Origin of the sequence: Cupriavidus sp. WS (assembly GCF_000395345.1) — a bacterium.
In the GTDB taxonomy this organism is placed as follows: Bacteria; Pseudomonadota; Gammaproteobacteria; order Burkholderiales; family Burkholderiaceae; genus Cupriavidus; species Cupriavidus basilensis_B.
This window is the reverse complement of the sequence record NZ_AQPL01000704.1, coordinates 1-1,191: the sequence shown is the minus strand read 5'-3', so window position 1 is coordinate 1,191 and position 1,191 is coordinate 1. Positions and strand designations below refer to the sequence as shown.

Sequence of the window (1,191 nt, the reverse complement as noted above, 5' to 3'; positions counted from 1 at the left end):
TACGCGCGTGGCCCACTCGACGGCGGCCTGCGGCGAGGTCCAGGTCTGGCACGAGAGGCTGCTACAACTGGTCGGTGCGATAGACGACGTATCGGTCACGCCGCGGCCGTTGACTAGGTTGTAGCCGGCGCGGGTGACATCGCCGACGACCTTAATCGCGGGCTGACCAGAGCCCCCCGCGTTGCTACCCCCGACCCACGGCACACCGTCATTGCCGCGGCGCGTTTCGGCCTGCTCGATGGCCGAGACCGCATCCGTGCTTGACACCGCATCGCGCAGCGCCAAACCTTCTGCCATCCGGCTCCAGCCGAGCTGGCCGCCCGCTGTGTCGGCCATCTTCTCGGCCATTGCGCGGCACGTCAGCTTGGAACGGTCGAAATCCAGCCGCGCTTGCAGCACGCCATTGGTGAGCAGGTTGTACAAGCCCGGGTCGGCGCGCTGAATGATCAGCGCAGGCAGGGATGCCACGGCGCTGGTGGCGCTCTGGATCACGTTCCCCATGATCTGCTGAAAGCCGTTCGTGATGCCGTTGAGCTGGTTGCGCAGAGTGGTCTGGAGGCTCATGTCGCCGCAGACGAGATTTGAGTTCCAGCCCACGCCCACGCCGATCGATTGCATTCCTGCGGCACGTCCCATGGACACTGCGCTGCCGCCACCGATGGAGTACATGACGTCATCGCCGATGACGCTGCCGCCCGTCTGGTAGCCCAGTTGGCCCCAGGCCACGCCGCTGGCCAAGGCCAGCGCACCAGCCAGCGCCAGAACGATCTTCGTGCGAGGTACACGGGGGGAGAACGGATTGAATGCAGGACGAAACTTCATGGCACCACCTCAGAGGAAATCGACGCTGCCGAGAAACACTTGGCCCCGGCGTTCGCAGCACGCATACGGCCGCCATAGCGCCCAGGCGTAATCGCCCTGCTGGGCCTGGGTCAGGGAGCCGCTGCGCGGGAAGACCGAGCAGGACGATGACAGGACGGGTGTGAGTTCCTGCCACTTGCCTGTCGAGGCATCGCCCTCCATCAGCGCGCCAGCCGGCCAGTAGCCATCGCGGGGGTTGGCAAGCAACGGCTGATAGACGTGGAGTTGCCCGCGGCGCGTGACGACATCGCCTGCGCGCTGGGCGATCACTGCGCCGGTCTTGTGGTCGTCGGTCTGGTGCAGAAAACCACCGCGGGGATACACGTTGCC

The 1,191-nt window shown here is 65.9% G+C and carries 2 protein-coding genes; both read right to left on the bottom strand.

Going from position 1 to position 1,191, the window contains the following annotated elements:
- The coding region (locus tag K206_RS0136695) for an integrating conjugative element protein (protein WP_043368022.1) at positions 1 to 822 on the bottom strand (822 nt) is incomplete at its 3' end.
- A 9-nt stretch (positions 823 to 831) separates the two neighbouring features.
- The coding region (locus K206_RS0136690; RefSeq protein ID WP_020207169.1) for a TraU family protein at positions 832 to 1,191 on the bottom strand (360 nt) is incomplete at its 5' end.